This window comes from Salibaculum sp., assembly GCF_035270045.1.
Lineage (GTDB): Bacteria > Pseudomonadota > Alphaproteobacteria > Rhodobacterales > Rhodobacteraceae > Salibaculum.
Genome location: NZ_DATFIP010000029.1, coordinates 1 through 20,456, shown reverse-complemented (window position 1 = coordinate 20,456; position 20,456 = coordinate 1). Strand labels below are relative to the sequence as shown.

Below are 20,456 nucleotides of genomic sequence, written 5' to 3'. Positions count from 1 at the left end.
GCCCCGGTCATCGCCCCCCCGGGGCAGGTCTATCGGCCGCCCGGGTCCAGCGCCTTTTGCATCGCCGCGAGAAGGCGCAGACCGAAATACCCCAGCCCGGCACCGAACGCGACGCCAAGCGGCGACCCCGTGTCGAACAGCGCACAGAGCACCCCTGCCCCCACCAGTGCCACGAGAAAGGCCAGGAGGCGCGTCTCGCCCTCCTCGACCGGCATGTGTCGCGACAGCGCGCGGGCCAGGGGCCGCGCCACCGAGGGTTCGATATGCGGGGTCAGGACCCCCGCCAGCAGGGCGATGATGAAACCGAACATGCGATCCTCCGTTCTACCGCCCGGATGTGGGAAGGCCCGGGCGCCGATCAAGTCCCCGCGTTTCGCCCCGGCCCGATTACGAACAGGCTGGAAAGCGCGGGCCCGACGGTGTATGGCCTGCCCATGAGCAAATCCGACCCGACCCGGCTGACAATCCGCCGTCCCGACGACTGGCATCTGCATCTTCGCGATGGCGAGATGCTCAAGGGCGTGCTGCCCCACAGCGCCGCCCATTTCGCGCGGGCCATCATCATGCCCAACCTTGTGCCGCCGGTGGTCACCGGCGCACAGGCTGCCGCCTATCGCGACCGGATCCTGGCCGCCCTGCCGGAGGGCAGCAACTTCCAGCCCCTCATGACGCTGTACCTGACCGAGGACACGGACCCCGAGGACCTGGCCCGCGCCCATGCCGAGGGCCTGGTGACGGCGGCCAAGCTCTACCCCGCCGGGGCGACCACGAATTCCGCCGGCGGCGTTCGAGACTTCGACAAGATCCGCCCCGTGCTGGAAAAGATGGCCGAGATCGGCTGCCCCCTTTGCGTGCATGGCGAGGTCACACACCCCGAGGTGGACATCTTCGACCGCGAGGCCGTGTTCATCGACAAGGTGCTCAAGCCGATCCGCAAGAAGACCCCCGACCTGCGCGTCGTCATGGAACACGTCACCACCCAGGACGCGGTGGACTATGTCCGTGACACACCCCGGGGCCTGGCAGCCACGATCACCACGCACCACCTGATCATCAACCGCAACGACATCCTGGTCGGCGGGATCAAGCCGCATTATTACTGCCTGCCCGTGGCCAAGCGCGAAGCCCACCGCATCGCGCTGGTCCAGGCCGCCACCAGCGGCGACCGGCGCTTTTTCCTGGGCACCGACAGCGCCCCGCACAATGACGCCAACAAGCTGCAGCCCTGCGGTTGCGCGGGCTGTTTCACCGCGCCCAACACCCTTTCCTGCCTTGCCGAGGTCTTTGACGCGGCCGGCAAACTGGGCCAGCTGGAGGCCTTTACCTCGCGCAACGGGCCGCGTTTCTACAAGCTGCCCGTCAACGAGGAGACGATCACGCTGGTCAAGGGCGATCCCGTCGCCTACCCCGACCGGATCGAGACCGGCGACGGCCCGGTCACGGTCTTCGATCCCGGTTTCCCGCTGCACTGGCATGTCGCGGGATGACGCCGACGGCGCCCGCCGGACCGCGCCGATCCTGAGCGAGATCGAGACCCGTCACCCGGGGAACGGCGGCCCGCGCGCCGCCGCGGCAGGGTCCGCAGTGGCCTGCCGAACGTGGACAAGCCTGATTTCCTTGGGATAACCTGTGGAGCGATACCGGGCCATCCCGAGGACATTATGACCCACACTTGGCCAGTGTTGCGTATCTTGGACACCGGCCCCCCATATATGCTACAAGCCAGACATGGCGGGCGCGAATTTGCGCCTTGTCCACAGCCTGTCCCCAGCTTTTTGCAGATGGCCTGAGCCCCGCGCAACGGCTAGACCCCGGGGGCTGGAACAGAACAGCGGGAATCGGGGCGCGCAGGATGAACGAGATCACCACATTCAACGCCAGCGGCGACGGCGAGGGCGGCAACCTGCCCCATTCAATCGAAGCCGAACAGCAGCTGCTGGGGGCGATCCTGACAAACAACGATGTCTTCGACCGCATCGCCTCGATCGTTCGGCCCGATCATTTCTATGATCCGGTCCATGCCCGCATTTTCGAGACCGCCGCCGCGCGCATCCAGAAGAACGCCCTGGCCTCGCCCGTGACGCTCAAGGCCTTCCTGGAGGACGACGAGGGGCTCAAGGAACTGGGCGGACCGGCCTATCTCGCGCGGCTCGCCGGGGCGGCGATCTCGGCCTTTGCCGCGCGCGACTACGCACAGATGATCTATGACCTCGCCGTGCGGCGCGAGCTGATCCAGGTCGGCCAGGACATCTCGGCCAAGGCCGCGCGGGTGGACGTGGACAGCGAACCGCGCGAACAGATCGTCGAAGCCGAGCAGAAGCTCTACCAGCTTGCCGAACAGGGCCAGTCCGAAAGCGGATTCCAGAGCTTTCTCAAGGCCGTAACGGACGCGGTGAATGTGGCGAACGCGGCCTACCAGCGCGAGGGCGGCCTCGCCGGTGTTGCCACGGGACTGGCGGACATGGACACCAAGCTGGGTGGTCTGCACTCCTCGGACCTGCTGATCCTGGCCGGGCGGCCCTCGATGGGCAAGACCTCGCTGGCCACCAACATCGCGTTCAACGTCGCCAAGGCCTACAAGCGCGGCAAGCTGTCCGATGGCACCGAGGGCGCGGTGGACGGTGGCGTGGTGGGCTTTTTCAGCCTGGAAATGAGCGCCGAGCAACTGGCAGGACGGATTCTCGCCGAGGCCTCGGAAATCTCCAGCCACAAGATCCGCCAGGGGGACATGGACGAGACCGAGTTCCGCCGTTTCGTCGAGGCGGCCAAGGAACTGGAGGCCTGCCCGCTGTTCATCGACGACACCCCCGCCCTGCCAATCTCCCAGGTCGCGGCCCGGGCCCGGCGGCTCAAGCGCACCCACGGGCTGGACCTGCTGATCGTGGACTACCTGCAACTGCTGCGCGGCAACGCTGAAAACCGGGTGCAGGAAATCGCCGAGATATCCATGGGCCTCAAGGCCATCGCCAAGGAACTGGACATCCCCGTCATGGCCCTGTCGCAGCTGTCGCGCCAGGTCGAAAGCCGCGACGACAAGCGCCCGCAACTGTCGGACCTGCGCGAATCCGGCTCGATCGAGCAGGACGCCGACGTGGTGATGTTCGTCTTCCGCGAGGAATACTATGTCGAGCGCGAAAAGCCCTCCGAGGACAAGCTCGACGAGATGGCGGGCTGGCAGGAACGAATGGCGCGGCTGCACGGCAAGGCAGAGGTCATCATCGGCAAGCAGCGCCACGGCCCCATCGGCACGGTGGAACTGGCCTTCGAAAGCCAGTTCACCCGCTTCGGCAACCTGGTCAAGCCTTGGCAACAGGGCGCGGGCGACTTCGGCTGATGACGATCACCGGGGTCAATCACGTCACCCTGTCCTGCACCGACCTGGACCGCGCGGTGCGCTTTTACCGCGACCGGCTGGGCGGGGTCCTGCGGGCCCTGTGGGCCGATGGCGCCTATCTTGAGCTGGGAACGCTTTGGCTTTGCCTCGCCCGGGCCCGGTCAGCGGCCCCCGCGACAGATTACAGCCATCTCGCGCTTGATGTCGCCCCCGGCGGCCTTGCAGCCCTGCGTGAGCGGCTTGCCGATCTGCCGAGGTGGCAAGAGAACCGAAGCGAAGGCGAAAGCCTCTATGTCCTCGATCCGGACGGGCACAGGCTTGAACTGCACGAGGGCGACTTGGCCTCTCGCCTGGCCCATTGCCGCGCCCGCCCCGAAAAAGGCGTCGAGATCTTCGATCCGCCGGCGTGAAGGGCCGCAAAACCGCGCTTGCCCCCCTGCCTGCCACCTGTCAAAACCCCGGCCATGTCGACCGGATTCCTCAATATCGATCTGACCGCGCTGGCACGCAACTGGCAGGCGCTTGACGCCATGACCGGGGCCGAGACGGCCGCGGTGGTCAAGGCCGACGGCTACGGGCTGGGGGTGGAGAAGGTGGCGCGGGCGCTGGCGCGCGCGGGCGCGAAGACCTTTTTCGTGGCGGTCGCCGAAGAAGGGGTCAAGCTGCGCGAGGCGCTGGGGCCGAACCCGGCGATCTGCGTCTTCTCGGGCCACATGCGCGGCGATACCGACATGATCGGGGACATGGGCCTGACCCCCATGATCAACACCGTGGGCCAACTGACCCGCCACCTGGAAAGCCTGCCCGACCATCCCTTCGGCATCCAGCTCGACACCGGGATGAACCGGCTTGGGATGGAGATTGACGACTGGGCCAGCGTCGCCGAGATCGCCCTGGGCCAGAACTGCCAGCTGGTGATGAGCCACCTGGCCTGCCAGGACGACCCGGATCACCCCATGAACCGCCAGCAGCTGGATGAATTCCACCTGATGACCGACGGCATCAAAGTGCCACGGTCGCTGGCCGCGACGGGGGCCATCCAGATGGGCCCCGAGTATCACTTCGATCTGACCCGGCCCGGTGTCGGCCTTTACGGCGGTCTGCCCTTCGCCGATGCGCAACCGGTGGCACACCTGGACCTGCCCGTCATCCAGTTGCGCGACGTGGCGCAGGGCGAAACGGTGGGCTACGGGAACACGTGGACGGCGCGGCGGCCCACCAAGCTGGTGACGGTCAGCGCGGGCTATGCCGACGGTATCCACCGCGTGCTGTCCAACAAGACGCAGCTGTGGCACGGCAGCCAGCCGGTGCCGGTGGTGGGCCGTGTCTCTATGGACCTGATCACCGCCGATGTCACCGACCTCGACGAGGTGCCGGGCAGTCTCTCGCTGTTGTCGGCCAACCAGACCGTCGATCACATCGCCGAACAGTCCGGCACCATCGGCTACGAGGTGCTGACCGCGCTGGGTGGGCGCTACCAGCGCCGGTATTCGGGCGCATGACACGGGCATTGGCGGCCACGGGCGCCTCGGTCCTGGGGCTGCTGGCCGCGATCGGGCGGCTGGCGATCTTTGTCGGGCAGACGGTGTCGCACCTCGCGCGCCCACCGTTCTACTTTCGTGAATTCGGCCATGCGCTCGTGCAGATCGGCTATTTCTCGCTGCCCGTCGTGGGGCTGACGGCGCTGTTCACCGGCGGCGCGCTGGCGCTGCAAATCTACGCGGGCGGGTCGCGCTTCGACGCGCAGGCGGTGGTGCCGCAGATCGTGGCCATCGGCATGGTGCGCGAACTTGGCCCGGTCCTGGTGGGGCTGATGATCGCGGCGCGGGTGACGTCGAGCATCGCCGCCGAGATCGCCACCATGAAAGTGACCGAGCAGATCGACGCGCTGGTCACGCTTTCGACCCACCCGATGAAATACCTGACCCTGCCGCGCGTTCTGGCGGCCACGCTGGTCATGCCGATTCTGGTTGGGATCGGTGACATCATCGGCATCATGGGCGGCTTTCTGGTGGGCACGGAGCGGCTGGGCTTCAACGCCGCGGCCTATCTCAAGAACACCGCCGATTTCCTGACACGGCTCGACATCATCTCGTCGCTGGTCAAGGGCGCCGTCTTCGGTTTCATCGCCGCGCTGATGGGCTGCTATTACGGGATGCAGTCGGACAGGGGCGCCATGGGCGTGGGCCGGGCGACCAAGACATCCGTCGTGGCTGCCGCGGTGCTGATCCTGGCGGCGAACTTCCTTCTGACGGAGGCGTTCTTTTCCGCATGATCCGGCTGACCGACCTGCATAAATCCTTCGGCACCAAGGCGGTGCTGCGCGGCGCCGACCTGCACGTGCCCAAGGGCGAAAGCATGGTGGTCATCGGCGGCTCGGGCACGGGCAAGTCGGTGCTGATCAAGTGCATCCTCGGCCTCATCACCCCCGACAGCGGCAAAATCGAGGTTGACGGCCAGGACGTGACGAAGGCAGACCGCGACGCCTTCCTCGCCCGCTTCGGGATGCTGTTCCAGGGCGGCGCGCTCTTCGACAGCCTGCCGGTCTGGCAGAACGTGGCCTTTCGCCTGCTACGTGGCCATCTCAAGCGTCCCAAGGCGGAGGCGCGCGAGATCGCCATCGAGAAACTGCGCCGGGTGGGCCTTTCCCCGGACGTGGCCGACCGCCTGCCGGCCGAACTTTCGGGCGGGATGCAGAAACGCGTCGGGCTGGCCCGCGCTATCGCCGCCGAGCCCGAGATCATCTTCTTCGACGAGCCCACGACGGGGCTGGACCCGATCATGTCGGGCGTCATCAACGACCTGATCCGCGAGATCGTCACCGAGATGGGCGCGACGGCCATCACCATCACCCACGACATGACATCCGTGCGCGCCATCGCGGACGACGTGGCCATGCTGCACGCTGGCAAGGTGCGCTGGTCCGGGCCGGTGGCGCAGATGGACGACAGCGACGACCCCTACCTGCACCAGTTCATCACCGGCAGCGCCGAGGGGCCGATCGAGGCGGTGCGCTGATGGACGCCACCCTGCGCGCGAGCAACCTCGCCCTGCTGGTGCTGTTCCCGGTGGCCTGGTTCGCGCCCTTGCTGCGGGCGGGGTTTCTGCCGCTTTTCGGCATGAACGAAATATCCATCGTCTCGGGGCTGCAGAGCCTTTGGGGCAGCGACGTCTTCCTGGCGGTGATTGTCACCGCGCTGGCGCTTTTCGCCCCCTACCTCAAGTGCATCGGGCTGGCGCTGGTGCAGTTTCGCCTGCTGGACACCCGCGCCCTGCCCGCGCTGGCCTGGCTGGGCAAGCTGGCGATGGCGGATGTTTTCCTGATCGCGCTCTATGTCGTGGTGGTCAAGGGCGTCAGCCGCGCTTCGGTCGAGGGGGCCTGGGGGCTTTACCTCTTCACAGGCTGCGTTCTGGCCGCGATCCTGATCTCGGGTCTGACAGAACGGCAGATGCGCGCCTGAGGGCAGGCCCCATGGACAGGACCCGCGAATTGGGCCAAAAGGTGAACATGGCCAAGGACCTCTCCTTTATCTGTACCGCTTGCAACGCCGCCCATTCCAAGTGGTCGGGCCGGTGTGACGCCTGCGGAGCCTGGAACTCGATTGAAGAGGCCAAGCCCCTTTCCACGGGCCCCAAGGCGAAGGGGCTGGGCGTCAAGCGCGGCCGCGCGCTGGAGTTGACCGATCTCGCCACTGAACAACCCGAACCGCCGCGCACCCATTCCGGCGTGGCCGAGCTGGACCGCGTGCTGGGCGGCGGCCTCGTCAAGGCCAGTGCCCTGCTGGTGGGCGGCGACCCGGGGATCGGCAAGTCCACGTTGCTTTTGCAGGCCGCGGCCCGTTTCGCGCGCACCGGGCTCAAGGTGCTTTACGTCTCGGGTGAGGAATCCGCCGCCCAGGTGCAGATGCGCGCAAGGCGGCTGGAGCTGACCGAAAGCCCCGTGCAACTGGCCAGCGAGACCAGCCTGCGCGACATCCTGACCACGCTTGAGGCCGAGGCACCGGACCTGGTCATCATCGATTCCATCCAGACGATGTGGCTGGATTCCGTCGAGGCCGCGCCGGGCTCGGTCAGCCAGGTGCGCGCCGCCGCCCACGAGTTGACCAGTTTCGCAAAGCGGCGGGGCATCGCCGTCGTCATGGTCGGCCATGTCACCAAGGACGGCCAGATCGCAGGGCCACGCGTGGTCGAACACATGGTGGACACGGTTCTTTACTTCGAGGGCGAGCGCGGCCACCAGTTCCGCATCCTGCGCAGCCACAAGAACCGCTTCGGCCCCGCCGACGAGATCGGCGTCTTCGAGATGTCCGGCAAGGGGCTGATCGAGGTGAGGAATCCTTCGGCCCTGTTCCTGTCCGAACGCGGTGACCCGGCGCCCGGCTCGGTCGTATTTGCCGGGATCGAAGGGTCGCGCCCGATGCTGTGCGAATTCCAGGCCCTCGTGGCGCCCTCGCCCCATTCGCAACCGCGCCGCACCGTCGTGGGCTGGGATGGCGGACGCCTGGCGATGATCCTGGCAGTGCTGGAATCGCGGGCGGGGCTGCCCTTTACCGGGCTTGACGTCTACCTGAACGTGGCGGGGGGCCTGCGGGTCGGCGAACCGGCTGCCGACCTGGCCGTGGCCGCTGCGCTGATCTCGGCCAAGGAGGACGCGGCCCTGCCCGCCGACTGTGTCGTCTTCGGGGAAATCTCGCTGTCGGGGGCGCTGCGCCCGGTGGCCCAGACCGAAAATCGGTTGAAAGAAGCCTCGAAACTTGGTTTTAGATCGGCGATAACCCCGGTGCGGGCGAAACGCGTGGGGTCCGGTGGCGTCGCCTTGCGCGAAATGCGCGGCCTGCCGGAATTCGTCGAAGGGGTCTTCGGGGCGCGCTAGCCGTGGGGGCACCGCCAGAGGAACAAGGGGCCGGGACACCATGGGCGATTTCACCCTCATTGACGGCATCGTGGCCGTTATCATCGTGTTGTCGGCCTTGCTGGCCTACAGTCGCGGCCTGGTTCGCGAGATCATGGCCATCGCGGGCTGGGTAGCTGCCGCCGTGATCGCCTTCATCTTTGCCGACCGGGTCACGCCGCTGGTGCGCCAGATCCCCGTGCTGGGCGACTTCATCGGCGACAGCTGCGAATTGTCCATGATCGCCGCCTTTGCCGCGGTCTTTGCCGTCGTCCTGGTGGTCGTGTCGATCTTCACGCCGCTGTTTTCCACGCTGGTGCAGCGGTCCGCGCTGGGCGGCCTTGACCAGGGGCTGGGCTTCCTCTTCGGGGCGCTGCGGGGCATCCTTTTGGTGGCCGTGGCCTTCTTCGTCTACGAGACCATCCTGGAAACGCAACAGGTCGCCATGGTCGACGACAGCCGCTCGAGCGCCGTTTTCGCCAGCTTCACCGAGCGCATGCGCTCGGAGGACCCGGAGCAGGCGCTCGGCTGGATCACCACCCAGTACGAACAACTGGTGGCAGGCTGCAACCCGACGTGACGGCGCCAGCCGTGCGGCGCGCCTTTGTAATCGTTCCGTGACAGTCGCGCCGCGTGGCACTATGTGGGAGCCTAGGTTCAGTCCGTGAGATTCGGAGGGTCCATTCGTGACCAAGGTGCTGCCACCCGCCCATCCTTTCGACTATGCTGGAGACGGGTCAGACGACGACAAGCTGAAAGAGGAATGCGGGGTCTTCGGCACGGTCGCGGTGTCGGATGCCGCGTCGATCGTTGCGCTCGGGCTTCATGCCTTGCAACACCGCGGCCAGGAGGCTGGCGGTATCGTCACCCATGATGCCGAACACGGCTTCAATTCGACCCGCCGCTTCGGCCTCGTGCGCGACAATTTCACCTCGGAAAAGTTGCTGGCCACCCTACCCGGCCCGATCGGCATCGGCCACGTGCGCTATTCCACCGCCGGATCCAAGGGCGGCACACAGATCCGCGACGTGCAGCCCTTCTTCGGCGAATTTTCCATGGGCGGCGCGGCATTGGCGCATAACGGCAACATCACCAACGCGCTGCAACTGCGCAAGGAGTTGATCGAGCGCGGCTCGATCTTCCAGTCCTCCAGCGACAGCGAATGCATCATTCACCTGATGGCGCGGTCCATGGGTCGCACCATCCCCGATCGCATGGAAGAGGCCCTGCGCAAGGTCGAGGGCGCCTTTTCCGTCGTCGCCATGACCCGGACCAAGCTGATGGGCTGCCGCGACCCGCTGGGCGTGCGCCCGCTGGTTCTGGGCAAGCTGGGCGATGGCTGGGTCCTGGCCAGCGAGACCTGCGCGCTCGACATCATCGGGGCCGAGTTCCTGCGCGAGATCGAACCGGGCGAGATGGTGGTGATTTCCGCAGAGAAGGGCGTGCAGAGCCATCGTCCCTTCCGCCCGGCCGAGTCGCGCTTCTGCATCTTCGAGCACGTCTATTTCAGCCGCCCCGACAGCATCCTGGGCGGCCAGTCCGTCTATTCCACGCGGGAAAACATCGGCCGCGAACTGGCCAAGGAAAGCCCGGTCGAGGCCGACCTTGTCTGCCCCGTGCCGGACAGCGGCACGCCGGCGGCCATCGGATACAGCCTGCAAAGCGGCATTCCCTATGCGATGGGGATCATCCGCAACCAGTACATGGGCCGGACCTTCATCGAACCGACCGAGCAGATCCGCAATATGGGTGTGCGGCTGAAACTCAACGTCAACCGCGCGCTGATCAAGGGCAAGCGGGTGATCCTTGTCGACGACAGCGTGGTGCGCGGCACCACCAGCCGCAAGATCAAGGACATGATCCTGGATGCCGGCGCGGCCGAGGTGCATTTCCGCATCGCCAGTCCGCCCACCGCCTGGCCCTGTTTCTACGGGGTGGACACGCCCCAGCGCGAAAAGCTGCTGGCCGCCACGATGTCCGAGGACGAGATGCGCGATCACCTGGGGGTAGACAGCATCAAGTTCATCTCGCTCGATGGGCTTTACCGTGCCGTGGGCGAGGCCCGCGGCCGCGACAACGGTTGCCCGCAATACTGCGACGCCTGCTTCTCGGGAGAGTACCCGGTAAAACCCACCGACATGCTGGAGCAAGGTTTCCAGATGAAGGCCGCCGAATAGACACGGCGGCGGTCGGCGAGGCCCGCTGGACGGGATTGCCAAGCCTCGCGTGCTGGCATAACAGCGGGCCATGACCTCGATCGCGCTCATCACCGGTGCCAGCCGCGGCCTCGGCGCCGCCCTCGCCCAAGCCCTCGCCCCGGCCCATCACATCGTTGCCGTGGGCCGGACCACCGGCGCCCTGGAAGAGCTGGACGACCGTATCCGCGCCCGGGGCGGCGAGGCGACGCTGGCGCCCATGGACATCACCACAGACGCGGCCATGCAACAGCTGTGCCGCTCGATCCATGACCGCTGGGGCAAGGTGGATCTGTGGGTTCACACGGCGGTTCATGCCGCGCCCCTGTCGCCCGCCGCGGCCATGGTCGCCAAGGATTTCGACAGCTCCATGACCGTCAACGTCTCGGCCACCCAGCGGCTGATCGGCTATGTCGCGCCCTTGCTGGGCACCGGGGGACGGGCGGTGTTCTTCGATGATCCACAAGCCGGCCAGCCCTACTACGGGGCCTATGGCGCCTCGAAGGCGGCGCAGATCGCGCTGGCCCGCAGCTGGCAGGCCGAATCCGCCAAGACCGGGCCTGATGTGCGTGTTCTTACGCCGCGCCCCATGCCCACGGCGACCCGCGGCCGCTTTCACCCCGGCGAGGACCGCAGCGCCCTGACCCCCCCCGAGGACGAGGCCGGGCGGCTTCTGACACAGATCTCGCGATAGCAGTCCTTGCCGCCCGCCTGCGCCGTGGATAGACAGGCGCAAAAGGGGGCGGACATGCGCATTCTCATCACCAACGACGACGGGATCAACGCGCCGGGCCTCGCGGTCCTGCACGCCATCGCGACCGAGATCGCGGGCCCCCGGGGCGAGGTCTGGACCGTCGCCCCCGCCTTCGAGCAATCCGGCGTTGGCCACTGCATTTCCTACAGCCATCCGACCATGATCGCGCAGCTGGGCGAGCGCCGCTTTGCCGCCGAAGGGTCGCCGGCCGATTGCGTGCTGGCCGGGCTTTACGACGTCATGGCCGGGAGCCGGCCCGACCTCGTGCTCTCGGGCGTGAACCGCGGCAACAACGCCGCGGAGAACGCGATGTATTCGGGCACCATCGGCGGCGCGATGGAGGCCGCCCTGCAGGGCCTGCCTGCCATCGCCCTGTCGCAGTACTTCGGCCCCGGCAACGCGAAGGGCGACACCCCGTTCGAGGCCGCCGCCGTCCACGGCGTTGCCCTCGTGCGCACCCTGCTGGACCGCGCGGCCTGGGACAGTGACGCCGATTACCGGCTGTTTTACAACGTGAACTTCCCACCCGTCCCGGCGGCCGCGGTCAAGGGCCCGCGCGCGGCCCCGCAGGGCTTCCGCCGCGACACGGGTTTCTCCGTAGAGCCCACGCATTCGCCCTCTGGGCGGAGGTTCCTCTGGGTCAAGGGCGGCGTCCAGCACGCGCCAACCGAACCGGGAAGCGATGCGGCGACCAACCTCGATGGGTATATCTCGGTCACGCCGATGCGCGCGGACCTGACCGCCCATGACCGGCTCAATGCCCTGCACGAGGCGCTGGCGTGACCCCCGAGCAGCAGATGCGCTTCGTCTACGCGCTGCGCTCCAAGGGGGTGACGGACGCGCGCACGCTTGTGGCCATGGAGCGCACCGACCGGTCGCGCTTCGTCAAGGGCCATTTCGCTGACCGCGCCTACGAGGATATGCCCCTGCCCATCGCCTGCGGGCAGACCATCTCGCAGCCCTCGGTGGTCGGGCTGATGACCCAGGCCCTGAAGGTGCAGCCCCGCGACAAGGTGCTCGAAGTGGGCACCGGCTCGGGCTACCAGGCGGTGATCCTCAGCCACCTGGCACGGCGGGTCTACACCGTGGACCGTCACAAGCGCCTGGTCCAGGAAGCCCGCACCCTGTTCGAGGAGATGGACCTGACCAACATCACCGCCATGACCTCGGACGGCAGCCACGGGTTGCCCGATCAGGCCCCCTTCGACCGGATCGTCGTGACCGCCGCCGCCGAGGACCCGCCCGGCCCGCTGCTGGCCCAGCTCAAGCCCGGAGGGGTCATGGTGCTTCCAGTGGGTCAATCCGACACCGTGCAATCGCTGATCCGGGTGACCCGGGGCGAGGATGGTTTCGACTACGAGGAACTGCGCCCGGTGCGTTTCGTGCCGCTTGTCGGGGGCTTGGGCACCGACTGATTTTCCCCTATACTCTCCTTCAAAGGCGACGCAGACCGACAGAACGATCGCCCCAGCCTCCGAGGACCGAGCCGATGTTCACACGCCCCTCTTGCCCCGTCTCCCGGTCCGTGATCCGGCCCGGACGCCTGTTGCTGGCGGGCACCGCGCTGATCACCCTGGCCGCCTGCGATGCCGATGGCAACCTGGCCGACCTTGACCTGCGCGACCTTGGCGGGGGGTTCGACACGTCGCAATCGGTTGCCGAATTGCCCGACCGCCCGCGGCCCGACAACCGCGGCGTCATCTCCTACCCCGGCTACCAGGTGGTGGTCGCCCGCCAGGGCGAGACAGTGCGCCAGATCGCCGGCCGGCTCGAGGTCAGCGCTCAGGAACTGGCCCGCTACAATGCCATCGACCCGGACACGCCGTTGCGCCGGGACGAGATCGTCGCCCTGCCCGGGCGCGTGGCCGAACCCTCTCCTGCCACCGGCGCCGCGGGTACCGGGCCGATCCGCCCCCCCTCGGAGGTGGACTTGACCACGCTGGCATCCGAAGCGATCGACCGGGCCGAACCGCAACAGGCGCCGCCCGCGAGCGAGGCGCCGCAAAGCAGCGCCCCCACCGGCGTGGAACCCCTGCGCCATCAGGTCGAGCGCGGCGAAACGGTCTATTCCATCGCCCGGCTCTATGATGTGCCGGTGCGCGGCCTGGCCGAGTGGAACGGGCTGGGCGCCGACCTGATGATCCGCGAGGGTCAGCAACTCCTGATCCCCGCCAGCGGGACCGCGCCCCCCTCGCCCACCGACGAGGTGACCGAACCGGGCCGCGGGACGCAGACCCCGACCCCGCCCAGCGCCGCCCGGCCGCTTCCGGCAGACAGCACCGGGACCGGCGCCCGGAACGAGGCACCGCCCAGCCCCGACATCGGCGACCAAAGCCCCGCGGCGACGGATGCGCCGCTGATCTACCCGGTCTCCGGCAGCATCATCCGCGACTACAACCCGCCCCAGAACAGGGGCATTGTCTTCTCGACCGGTTCGGCCGCGCCGGTGCGCGCCGCCGCCGACGGAACGGTCAGGCTCATCAGTGAAGAGGTGAACGGAACCAAGTTCATCCTCGTCAACCACGGCAACAATATCTCGACCGTCTATATCGGCATGGCCGACATCTCTGTGAGCAAGGGCGATTCCGTTTCCCAGGGCGAGACCCTGGGGCTTACGGCAGAGGGCGAGAACAGCACGTTCCAGTTGCAGGTGGCCGATGGCACCGACCGGGTCGATCCCGCCGATTACCTGCCGTGATCAGAAATACGGGATTCTGAGCGGCCAACGGATTTCCGGAAAGTCGGTCATATCCGCACCCCCTCGCGACCGGCCAGGTCGGTGAAGAACTGCCAGGCCACCCGGCCCGATCGCGCGCCCCGCGTGGCCTGCCACTCGATCGCCTCGGCGCGCAGGCTGTCACGGTCGAAGGTCACGCCGTAGGCCGCGCAATAGCCCTCGATCATGGCGAGGTAATCGTCCTGGTCGCAGGGGTGGAACCCCAGCCAGAGCCCGAAGCGGTCGGACAGCGAGACCCTTTCCTCGACCGACTCGGCAGGGTTTATGGCGGTTGAGCGCTCGTTCTCGATCATGTCGCGCGGCATCAGGTGGCGGCGGTTCGACGTGGCATAGAGCACCACGTTATCGGGTCGTCCCTCGACACCACCGTCCAGCACGGCCTTGAGCGCCTTGTAGTGCTGATCATCGTTGGCAAAGGACAGGTCATCGCAGAACAGGATGAAGCGTTCCTCGCGCCCCCGCAGCAAGTGCAGGCACCGCCCGATGCTGGGCAGGTCCTCGCGCTGGATCTCGACGATCTTGAGCTGCGGGTGCTGGCGCGCCACGGCCTCGTGCACGGCCTTGACGAGCGAGGATTTCCCCATCCCCCGCGCGCCCCAGAGCAGCGCGTTGTTGGCCGGCATCCCGCCGGCGAACTGAACGGTGTTGCGCCGCAGCGTATCGCGGGACCGGTCGATGCCCACGAGCAGGTCGATCTCGACGCGGTTTACCTCGTCCACCGGGGTCAGACGGTCCGGGTCCGGGTGCCAGACGAAGGCCGGCGCCATGCGGAAATCGGGGGCGGGAACGGGCGCCGGAGCCATGCGCTCCAGCGCCCCCGCGATACGCAGCAGAGCCTCCTCCTCCCGGCTCACTTCCGCGCGTCCTCCCCGGCGTCGTCCTCATCCCGCCCGGAAGCCTCGTTCTCGTCCGCGTCGTCCTCGTCATCGACCCACAGCCCCTCGGCCCGCAGCCTTTCCTCGCGCTTGCGCTCGACCCGGGCGACCAGCTGGATCGACACCTCGTAGAGCCCGTAGACCACCACGAAAAGGATCACCTGCGTGATGACATCTGGCGGCGTCACCAGGGCCGCCAGCGCGAGGATGGCGACGACGGCGTATTTGCGCACCTGCCGCAGCCCGGGGGCACTGACCAGGCCGGCCTTGCCCATCAGCGTCAGCAGGACAGGCAGCTGGAAACAGAGCCCGAAGGCCAGGATGAACTTTATCGTGAGGTTCAAATATTCCTGCGCCGAGCCCTGGAAGACCACGGAAAGGCCTTGGGCGACCTCCTCGCCGACAACGGCCTCGCCTTCCTGCCCGAACTGCTGGAACCCCAAGAAGAAATCATAGGCCAGCGGCGTGACCACGTAAAAGGCAAAGGCCGCCCCCAGGAAGAACATGAACGGCGATGCGACTAGGAACGGCAGGAACGCGCCCTGTTCGGACCGGTAGAGCCCGGGCGCGACGAACCGCCACATCTGGTGGGCGATGGCCGGAAAGGACAGGGCGAAACCGCCCAGCAGCGAGACCTTGATCGCCACGAAGAAGCCCTCTTGCGGCGAGATGAAGATCAGGTCGCAATCCTGCCCGCGCTCGGACAGGACCTGGCACAGCGGCGCGGTCAGGAAGTTGAAGATCGGCGTGGCAACGGTGAAGCAGATCACCATGCCGATCAGAAAGGCGATGACCGACCGGATCAACCGCGTGCGCAACTCGGTCAGGTGCTCGATCAGCGGCGCGGCGCTGTCCTCGATCTCGTCGCCAGTGCGGTCGCCCGTGCTCATGCGCTGTCCTTCGTCGGGCCCGTGCCGGGCGCGGTCTCGCCGGTGTCCCCGGCCGGCTCCTCGGAAGAATCGGCAGCCTCCGCGGCCTCACGCGCCATGCGTTGCTCGGCGACGCGGGCGGCGTTCTGGCGGATCTTCTCGGCGGCCTCCTTGCGTTCCTGCGAGAGACGCTCGGTCTCGCCTCCGGGCTTCATCGCCGATTTCGCGGTGTTCTTGACGGCATCGGTCGCGCTCTTGGCCGGATTGGCGGCGGCGCGGATCGTCTTGTCGATGTCCTTGACGCCGGAACTATCGGCGGCCGCGTTCATGGCCGAGGAAAACTCGCGCGCCATGCGGCGCATCTTGCCCGTGAATCGGCCAAAAGCGCGGAACAGGCCCGGAAGATCCTTGGGGCCGACCACGATCAGCGCCACGATTCCGATCACCAATAGCTCGGTCCAGCCAATGTCCGGCATCTCGCGTCAGCCGATCAGGCTTTGGTGTCTTCGTCTTCCGGGGTGACATCCTTTGCCACCTCGTCGGACTCGGCATCGAGCTCTTTCGTGCCGTCATCCACGCCCTTCTTGAAGGCGGTGATGCCCTTGCCGACTTCGCCCATCAAGGACGAGATCTTGCCGCGCCCGAAAAGCACGAGCACGACGATGGCAATCAGGAGAAGCCCGGGAAGGCCGATATTGTTGAGCATGTCATCTCTCCGCTCTGAGGGCCGCTGGGCCCGCATGTGTTACTCAGCCCCGAGGATTAGGGGCATATGGCCGCCGATGAAAGGCACAATCGCAACGTCTGTCCGATTAATGCCGGCTGGCGCCGGTTTTCAAGCGGCCAGTCCGGCGGCGCGCTCGGAAACCTTACTGCATCATTCAGGCGATTCGCGCGCGCTGCGGCCGGGTGTGACGCAACCGCGCAGGCCGGTCGGCGGCATTCAAGGCACGTGCGGAAAGACGAAACAACGGTCGCGCCGGATCATCAGCCAGAGCGCCGTGCCCGGTTTCGGCAGAAAGACCGAGGGCACCGCGGCCCTGAGCAGCGAACCGTCGTAATCCATGCGGAATTCCACCAGGCTTTCGGAGCCCATGAAACGCGCGCGCTCCACGACGCCGCGCGCCGGGGTTCCGTCCTGGGCGGTGGGGTTCGGGCCGCGCCCGTCGCGGTCGAAATCGATCTTCAGGTGCTGCGGCCGGATCACGATATCGAGGTCGGTCCCGTCGGGGGTGCCGGGGGCCAGGAACTGCCCGAAGGCTGTCTCGACCAGGGCATTGCGCGCGGTGCCGCGGATCACGTTGATATCGCTGAAGAAAGCCGCGGCCTCCTTGTCGACGGGCGTGTTGTAGATGTTGTAGGGCGCCCCGCGCTGGACGATGTGCCCGTCGCGCATCAGCGCGATCTCGTCGGCCATGCGCATGGCCTCGGCCGGCTCGTGCGTGACAAGAAGAACCGCTGCGCCCGCTTCTTTCAGCAGATCGAGGGTTTCGTCGCGGATGCCGTCGCGCAACCGGTTGTCGAGCCCGCTGAAGGGTTCGTCCATCAGCATGATCGAAGGCTTGGGCGCCAGCGCCCGGGCCAGCGCCACGCGCTGTTGCTCGCCGCCCGAAAGCTCGTGCGGGTAATTGTCGGAATAGGCCAGCATCCCGACCTTTTCCAGCTGCGCCTCGGCCTGGTCACGCAGGATGCCGCGGGGACCACGCAAGCCGAAGGCCACGTTCTGCGCCACACTCAGGTGCGGAAACAGGGCGAAGTCCTGGAACATCAGACCGATGCCGCGCCCCTCGGGGGGGATGCGGTGCACCGTGTCGCAAAGCAAGGCGCCATCCGCCCAGATCTCGCCGCTGTCCTGCATCTCGATCCCGGCGATCATTTGCAGCGTCGTGGACTTGCCGCAGCCCGAAGGGCCCAGCAGGCAGGTCACCTGCCCCGGTTGCACCGACAGCGACACGTCGTCGACGACGCGCCGGCCCTGGTAGGATTTCACCAGGGATCTGACCTCCAGCCTTGGGGTTTTCAGTGCCACCTGCGCCTCGTTATCCGACCGAAAAAATCGGGTATCTGGGGGCAGATAGCAACCTGCCGCCCCGGGGGCAAGGGCCAAGGAACAAGGTCAAAGCGTGGCGTTCACCGCGCCACCGTCCAGAAGGATGTTCTGGCCGACGACGAACCCGGCCCGGTCGGAACACAGGAAAGCGCACATGGCGCCAAACTCTTGCGCGGTGCCGTAGCGCCGGGCGGGGATCGTGGCCTGCCGCTGGGCGCGGGCCTCTTCCATGGAAATGCCCTGGCTTTCACTCACCCCCTTGTCGAGGCTGTCTGCCCGGTCGGTCGCATGGATGCCGGGCAGAAGGTTGTTGATCGTCACGCCATGCGGCGCCACCTGCCGCGCCGTGCCCGCGACATAGCCCGTCAGCCCGGCGCGCGCCGAGTTGGACAGGCCCAGCACGGGAATCGGTGATTTTACCGATTGCGAAGTGATGTTGACGACACGGCCCCAGCCCCTGTCCATCATGCTCGGCAACAGCGCCTTCATCAGAGCGATGGGCGCCAGCATGTTGGCGTCCAGCGCCGCGATGAAATCGTCGCGATCCCAGTCCGTCCACATGCCCGGCGGCGGGCCGCCCGCATTCGTCACCAGGATATCCACGCCCTGCGCGGCGGCGATCACGCTGTCCTGACCCTGCGGCGTTGCCACGTCCGCGACCACCGTCGCGACCTCGACCCCGTGGGCGGCGCGGATCTCTGCTTCCGTGGCCTCCAGCGTCTCGGCGCCGCGGGCATTGAGGATCAGGTTCACCCCGGCTTCGGCCAGTGCCTCGGCGCAGCCGCGCCCCAGCCCCTTGGACGAGGCACAGACCAGCGCCCGCTTTCCCCGGATTCCGTAGTCCATCGCATTTCTCCCTGTCGTTCCGCTTTGTGATACAATCGCCATTGATCCGACCGACCGTTGACCAGCTTTCGCCCCAATCCTTATGTAAGAAGGTCGCAATTCACCACAGACAACTTCAAGAGGCCAGATGACCGCCGCAGCCAGTCACACGATCCCGGTCTTCCCGTGCGAGGCCTTCCGCGTGAGCGATGGCGTCGCCGAGGGCGACCCGATCTCGTTTCTGGACGACCTCGTGTTGGACGATGTCTATCAGCTGTCGCGTGAGGCCCGGCGCGTGGCACTGGCCTATTCCTCGGACACGGCCGCCCAGTGCCTGCGCATCGAGACGGGATCGGAGATCGGCACGCCGGGCAATGCGCTCTACCTGGACTGCTGCCTGACCCTGATGGCCACGGACGGCACGACGCTGGAGGCGCTGGTGATGGTCGAGGTCGAGGCGGACGAGGCCGCCAATGTCCTGCTGCTGCCTCTGGCGCCGCTGCGCGCGGAAAGCGACTACCGCCTGGTCGGCGCCGACCGCGAGAGCGCTCCGGCCCGCTTCGGCGAGGTCGCCTTCGTCAGCTTTGCCCGCGGCACCCATATCACGCTGGCCTCCGGTCGGCAGGTGCCCATCGAACGGCTCAGGATCGGCGACCGGGTCCTGACCCGCGACAGCGGCCCGCAGGAGATCCGCTGGATCGGCGAGACGACGCTGCGCGCCGTGGGCGATTTCGCCCCGGTGGTGATCCGCGCGGGCGCGCTGTTCAATACCCGTGACCTGCTGTTATCACCCGAACACAGGCTGTTCATCTACCAGCGCCGCGACGAGATCGGCGTGGGCCGGGCCGAGGTGCTCGTGAAGGTGCGACATCTGATCGACAACGAAACCGTCTACCAGCAGGACGGCGGCTTCGTTGACTACTTCCAGCTGCTCTTCGACGATCACCAGATCATTTACGCCGAGGGAATCGCGGCCGAGACACTGCTGGTCGACAGCCGGACCCGCGCCGCACTGCCCCGCGGGCTTGCCACCCGGCTGGGCGAGACGCTGCCGAACCACGAGGCGCGCCATCACCTGGATTACGAGGTGCAGGAGGACATGGTCCGGCGCCCGGATACCGTGGGACGGTTGCGCCGCGCCTCTTCGGCGACCTGAGCCCGGCGCGTTGCCCTTCACCACGCCAGCGGCTATGGGGACCCCATGACACACCCCGCCACGAACCGCACGGCCCTGCCCCCGGAAATCGCCCGCCGCCGGACCTTCGCGATCATATCGCACCCGGACGCGGGCAAGACCACGCTGACCGAGAAGTTCCTGCTTTATGGCGGGGCCATCCAGATGGCCGGACAGGTCCGCGCCAAGGGCGAAGCGCGGCGCACGCGCTCGGATTACATGCAGATGGAAAAGGACCGGGGCATTTCCGTCACGGCCTCCGCGATGTCCTTTGATTTCAAAGACTTCCGCTTCAATCTTGTGGACACGCCCGGGCACTCGGATTTCTCCGAGGACACCTATCGCACGCTGACGGCGGTCGATGCCGCCGTGATGGTCATCGACGGCGCCAAGGGCGTCGAAAGCCAGACCCGCAAGCTCTTCGAGGTCTGCCGCCTGCGCGATCTGCCGATCCTGACCTTCTGCAACAAGATGGACCGCGAGAGCCGCGATACGTTTGATATCATTGATGAAATTCAGGAAAATCTGGCCATCGACGTGACCCCGGCCAGTTGGCCCATCGGCCAGGGCCGCGATTTCGTCGGATGTTACGACATGCTCAACAACCGCCTCGAACTGATGGACCGCGCCGACCGAAACAAGGTCGCGGAATCCATCAAGATCAACGGCTTGGATGATCCACAACTCGACGAACACGTGCCCGAAACCCTCGTCGCCAAGCTCCGCGAAGAGGTCGAGATGGCGCGCGAACT

23 protein-coding genes are annotated in these 20,456 nt (G+C 66.9%); 16 read left to right on the top strand and 7 right to left on the bottom strand.

Going from position 1 to position 20,456, the window contains the following annotated elements:
* Positions 1-29 precede the first annotated feature (29 nt).
* The gene (locus tag VJ897_RS04425) at positions 30-311 is read right to left on the bottom strand and encodes a hypothetical protein (protein WP_324053621.1); all 282 of its coding nucleotides are present in this window, start codon (positions 309-311) and stop codon (positions 30-32) included.
* A 123-nt stretch (positions 312-434) separates the two neighbouring features.
* On the opposite strand from VJ897_RS04425, the gene pyrC reads away from it, so the two are divergent.
* From pyrC to VJ897_RS04355, 14 genes are all read left to right on the top strand, one after another.
* Positions 435-1,487: a dihydroorotase gene (gene pyrC / locus VJ897_RS04420; RefSeq protein ID WP_324053619.1), complete on the top strand. Its 1,053-nt coding sequence runs from the start codon at positions 435-437 to the stop codon at positions 1,485-1,487.
* A gap of 365 nt (positions 1,488-1,852) precedes the next feature.
* Positions 1,853-3,334, top strand: coding sequence for a replicative DNA helicase (locus VJ897_RS04415; protein ID WP_324053617.1), 1,482 nt, complete (start codon positions 1,853-1,855; stop codon positions 3,332-3,334).
* A complete protein-coding gene (locus VJ897_RS04410) occupies positions 3,334-3,744 on the top strand; it encodes a VOC family protein (protein ID WP_324053615.1) in 411 nt (136 codons plus the stop codon). The genes VJ897_RS04415 and VJ897_RS04410 overlap by 1 nt, the downstream gene beginning before the upstream one ends.
* 54 nt (positions 3,745-3,798) lie before the next feature.
* Positions 3,799-4,836 (top strand): alanine racemase, encoded by a 1,038-nt coding sequence (alr, locus tag VJ897_RS04405; RefSeq protein WP_324053614.1) that lies wholly within the window; start codon positions 3,799-3,801, stop codon positions 4,834-4,836.
* Complete coding sequence (locus tag VJ897_RS04400; protein WP_324053612.1) at positions 4,833-5,609, top strand: MlaE family ABC transporter permease; 777 nt, start codon at positions 4,833-4,835, stop codon at positions 5,607-5,609. The genes alr and VJ897_RS04400 overlap by 4 nt, the downstream gene beginning before the upstream one ends.
* A complete protein-coding gene (locus VJ897_RS04395) occupies positions 5,606-6,352 on the top strand; it encodes an ABC transporter ATP-binding protein (protein WP_324053610.1) in 747 nt (248 codons plus the stop codon). The genes VJ897_RS04400 and VJ897_RS04395 overlap by 4 nt, the downstream gene beginning before the upstream one ends.
* Complete coding sequence (locus VJ897_RS04390) at positions 6,352-6,795, top strand: paraquat-inducible protein A (RefSeq protein ID WP_324053608.1); 444 nt, start codon at positions 6,352-6,354, stop codon at positions 6,793-6,795. Before VJ897_RS04395 ends, VJ897_RS04390 begins: the two co-directional genes overlap by 1 nt.
* A gap of 47 nt (positions 6,796-6,842) precedes the next feature.
* Positions 6,843-8,207: a DNA repair protein RadA gene (gene radA, locus VJ897_RS04385; RefSeq protein WP_324053606.1), complete on the top strand. Its 1,365-nt coding sequence runs from the start codon at positions 6,843-6,845 to the stop codon at positions 8,205-8,207.
* Between the two features lie 40 nt (positions 8,208-8,247).
* Positions 8,248-8,805 carry a CvpA family protein gene (locus tag VJ897_RS04380; protein ID WP_324053604.1) on the top strand — a complete coding sequence of 186 codons (558 nt, stop codon included), beginning with the start codon at positions 8,248-8,250 and terminating at the stop codon, positions 8,803-8,805.
* Between the two features lie 106 nt (positions 8,806-8,911).
* On the top strand, positions 8,912-10,402 hold the full coding sequence (purF, locus tag VJ897_RS04375) for an amidophosphoribosyltransferase (protein ID WP_324053602.1): 1,491 nt from the start codon (positions 8,912-8,914) through the stop codon (positions 10,400-10,402).
* A 70-nt stretch (positions 10,403-10,472) separates the two neighbouring features.
* Positions 10,473-11,114, top strand: coding sequence for an SDR family NAD(P)-dependent oxidoreductase (locus VJ897_RS04370; RefSeq protein WP_324053600.1), 642 nt, complete (start codon positions 10,473-10,475; stop codon positions 11,112-11,114).
* 54 nt (positions 11,115-11,168) lie between these two features.
* On the top strand, positions 11,169-11,957 hold the full coding sequence (gene surE / locus VJ897_RS04365; protein WP_324053599.1) for a 5'/3'-nucleotidase SurE: 789 nt from the start codon (positions 11,169-11,171) through the stop codon (positions 11,955-11,957).
* 14 nt (positions 11,958-11,971) lie between these two features.
* Complete coding sequence (locus VJ897_RS04360; RefSeq protein WP_324053638.1) at positions 11,972-12,589, top strand: protein-L-isoaspartate(D-aspartate) O-methyltransferase; 618 nt, start codon at positions 11,972-11,974, stop codon at positions 12,587-12,589.
* A 110-nt stretch (positions 12,590-12,699) separates the two neighbouring features.
* Positions 12,700-13,872: a LysM peptidoglycan-binding domain-containing protein gene (locus VJ897_RS04355; protein ID WP_324053598.1), complete on the top strand. Its 1,173-nt coding sequence runs from the start codon at positions 12,700-12,702 to the stop codon at positions 13,870-13,872.
* Positions 13,873-13,919: 47 nt separating this feature from the next.
* Here the strand turns inward: VJ897_RS04355 and VJ897_RS04350 are convergent, their stop codons facing one another.
* The 6 genes from VJ897_RS04350 to VJ897_RS04325 form a co-directional block, all read right to left on the bottom strand.
* Positions 13,920-14,714, bottom strand: a complete 795-nt coding sequence (locus tag VJ897_RS04350) for an ATP-binding protein (RefSeq protein WP_324053636.1) — start codon at positions 14,712-14,714, stop codon at positions 13,920-13,922.
* 47 nt (positions 14,715-14,761) lie between these two features.
* Complete coding sequence (gene tatC, locus VJ897_RS04345) at positions 14,762-15,676, bottom strand: twin-arginine translocase subunit TatC (RefSeq protein ID WP_324053596.1); 915 nt, start codon at positions 15,674-15,676, stop codon at positions 14,762-14,764.
* The gene (gene tatB, locus VJ897_RS04340; protein ID WP_324053595.1) at positions 15,673-16,131 is read right to left on the bottom strand and encodes a Sec-independent protein translocase protein TatB; all 459 of its coding nucleotides are present in this window, start codon (positions 16,129-16,131) and stop codon (positions 15,673-15,675) included. The genes tatC and tatB overlap by 4 nt, the downstream gene beginning before the upstream one ends.
* Before the next feature lie 14 nt (positions 16,132-16,145).
* Positions 16,146-16,361: a twin-arginine translocase TatA/TatE family subunit gene (locus tag VJ897_RS04335; protein ID WP_324053594.1), complete on the bottom strand. Its 216-nt coding sequence runs from the start codon at positions 16,359-16,361 to the stop codon at positions 16,146-16,148.
* Between the two features lie 237 nt (positions 16,362-16,598).
* Entirely contained in the window at positions 16,599-17,678 is a 1,080-nt protein-coding gene (locus VJ897_RS04330) for an ABC transporter ATP-binding protein (RefSeq protein WP_324053634.1), read from the bottom strand.
* Between the two features lie 93 nt (positions 17,679-17,771).
* Entirely contained in the window at positions 17,772-18,551 is a 780-nt protein-coding gene (locus VJ897_RS04325) for an SDR family oxidoreductase (protein ID WP_324053592.1), read from the bottom strand.
* Between the two features lie 127 nt (positions 18,552-18,678).
* Between VJ897_RS04325 and VJ897_RS04320 the strand changes: the two genes are divergently transcribed.
* Together VJ897_RS04320 and VJ897_RS04315 are read left to right on the top strand one after the other, a co-directional pair.
* Entirely contained in the window at positions 18,679-19,686 is a 1,008-nt protein-coding gene (locus VJ897_RS04320; RefSeq protein ID WP_324053590.1) for a Hint domain-containing protein, read from the top strand.
* A 45-nt stretch (positions 19,687-19,731) separates the two neighbouring features.
* The coding region (locus VJ897_RS04315; protein ID WP_324053588.1) for a GTP-binding protein at positions 19,732-20,456 on the top strand (725 nt) is incomplete at its 3' end.

Bases quoted from the DNA above. Each gene is read 5' to 3' on its own strand.
- VJ897_RS04425 (WP_324053621.1), bottom strand. From the start codon at position 311: ATGTTCGGTTTCATCATCGCCCTGCTGGCGGGGGTCCTGACCCCGCAT.
- pyrC (WP_324053619.1), top strand. From the start codon at position 435: ATGAGCAAATCCGACCCGACCCGGCTGACAATCCGCCGTCCCGACGAC.
- VJ897_RS04415 (WP_324053617.1), top strand. From the start codon at position 1,853: ATGAACGAGATCACCACATTCAACGCCAGCGGCGACGGCGAGGGCGGC.
- VJ897_RS04410 (WP_324053615.1), top strand. From the start codon at position 3,334: ATGACGATCACCGGGGTCAATCACGTCACCCTGTCCTGCACCGACCTG.
- alr (WP_324053614.1), top strand. From the start codon at position 3,799: ATGTCGACCGGATTCCTCAATATCGATCTGACCGCGCTGGCACGCAAC.
- VJ897_RS04400 (WP_324053612.1), top strand. From the start codon at position 4,833: ATGACACGGGCATTGGCGGCCACGGGCGCCTCGGTCCTGGGGCTGCTG.
- VJ897_RS04395 (WP_324053610.1), top strand. From the start codon at position 5,606: ATGATCCGGCTGACCGACCTGCATAAATCCTTCGGCACCAAGGCGGTG.
- VJ897_RS04390 (WP_324053608.1), top strand. From the start codon at position 6,352: ATGGACGCCACCCTGCGCGCGAGCAACCTCGCCCTGCTGGTGCTGTTC.
- radA (WP_324053606.1), top strand. From the start codon at position 6,843: ATGGCCAAGGACCTCTCCTTTATCTGTACCGCTTGCAACGCCGCCCAT.
- VJ897_RS04380 (WP_324053604.1), top strand. From the start codon at position 8,248: ATGGGCGATTTCACCCTCATTGACGGCATCGTGGCCGTTATCATCGTG.
- VJ897_RS04370 (WP_324053600.1), top strand. From the start codon at position 10,473: ATGACCTCGATCGCGCTCATCACCGGTGCCAGCCGCGGCCTCGGCGCC.
- surE (WP_324053599.1), top strand. From the start codon at position 11,169: ATGCGCATTCTCATCACCAACGACGACGGGATCAACGCGCCGGGCCTC.
- VJ897_RS04360 (WP_324053638.1), top strand. From the start codon at position 11,972: ATGCGCTTCGTCTACGCGCTGCGCTCCAAGGGGGTGACGGACGCGCGC.
- VJ897_RS04350 (WP_324053636.1), bottom strand. From the start codon at position 14,714: ATGGCTCCGGCGCCCGTTCCCGCCCCCGATTTCCGCATGGCGCCGGCC.
- tatC (WP_324053596.1), bottom strand. From the start codon at position 15,676: ATGAGCACGGGCGACCGCACTGGCGACGAGATCGAGGACAGCGCCGCG.
- tatB (WP_324053595.1), bottom strand. From the start codon at position 16,131: ATGCCGGACATTGGCTGGACCGAGCTATTGGTGATCGGAATCGTGGCG.
- VJ897_RS04335 (WP_324053594.1), bottom strand. From the start codon at position 16,361: ATGCTCAACAATATCGGCCTTCCCGGGCTTCTCCTGATTGCCATCGTC.
- VJ897_RS04325 (WP_324053592.1), bottom strand. From the start codon at position 18,551: ATGGACTACGGAATCCGGGGAAAGCGGGCGCTGGTCTGTGCCTCGTCC.
- VJ897_RS04320 (WP_324053590.1), top strand. From the start codon at position 18,679: ATGACCGCCGCAGCCAGTCACACGATCCCGGTCTTCCCGTGCGAGGCC.